This is a genomic window from Bacteroidota bacterium (assembly GCA_039821555.1).
GTDB lineage: Bacteria > Bacteroidota > Rhodothermia > Rhodothermales > Rubricoccaceae > JBCBEX01.
In genome coordinates, this window is sequence record JBCBNX010000055.1 from 1 (window position 1) to 938 (window position 938).

At 67.8% G+C, this 938-nt stretch carries 1 protein-coding gene; it reads right to left on the reverse strand.

Annotated elements, in window-relative coordinates:
- Nucleotides 1-5 precede the first annotated feature (5 nt).
- The gene (locus tag AAFU51_18825; protein MEO1573301.1) at nt 6-863 is read right to left on the reverse strand and encodes an IS5 family transposase; all 858 of its coding nucleotides are present in this window, start codon (nt 861-863) and stop codon (nt 6-8) included.
- Between the last annotated feature and the right edge of the window lie 75 nt (nt 864-938).

Genomic DNA, 938 nt, shown 5'->3' on the forward strand with positions numbered 1-938 from the left:
AGAGCCTATCCCAATAGGTAGTCGTCGGACGTGAGAGGGCAACGCCGCCACACGATCACCGCGCACGCCAGGTGAAGCAACGCCGCGTGGTTGATCACCTTCTTCTCCCACCGCACCAGCAAGCGCCGGAACCGGTTCAGCCACGAGTGCGCCGCCTCTACCACCCAACGCCGAGCCCGATACCCCGGCATCTTCAGCGCCACCCGCTCCTGCCCTCGGCTCAAGATGTGCGTCACATACCCCGAGGCGCTCAACGCGCTGCGCACGTCGTCGAAGTCGTAGCCCTTGTCCGCGCACAGGTGCTGCTCGGCCTCGAACGACACGACCGGCATCGAGTCGAGCACAGGCTCCACCTGCGTCTTGTCGTGCCGGTTGGCCCCGGTGATCACCAGCCCGACCGGCAGCCCATGCCCTTCCGTCTGGAGATGCCGCTTGGTGCCGGACTTCCCCCGATCCGTCGGATTTGGCCCGGTTGCCTCGCCACCGAGCGGGGCCTTCACCATCGCGCCGTCGATGGCCTGCCACGTCCAATCGAGCCCAACCGAGGCGTCGAACTCGAGGAGCCCGGTCGCCCAGAGCCGCTCGAAGACCCCGGCCTTGGTCCACTCCTGGAAGCGACGGTGAACGGTCGAGGCGGCACCGAGGCACCGGGGGAGCGCCTTCCATTGGATCCCGGTGGTGAGCACGTAGAAGACGGCGGCGAACATCTGGGCGGCGGGCTTGCGTGGTCGTCCTCCGCCGGGCGGCTCCGGGAGCAGGGGCTCGACGGCGGCCCAGAGGTCGGGAGTGGGGAGGAAGCGCGGGGCGACCTGGTGTCGGTAGTCGAGAGCGCTAACTTGGGAGGGTGCAGGCGTCGCGGTCATGTCGGGCTTGGGAGAGGTAAGAAGTCCCTCAAGCTAGACGGTCGGGGTGCCTGCACCCCTTTTGGGATAGGCCCT

What these genes read in the sequence shown, in the direction of transcription:
- AAFU51_18825 (MEO1573301.1), bottom strand. Translation starts at nt 863, where the DNA reads ATGACCGCGACGCCTGCACCCTCCCAAGTTAGCGCTCTCGACTACCGA.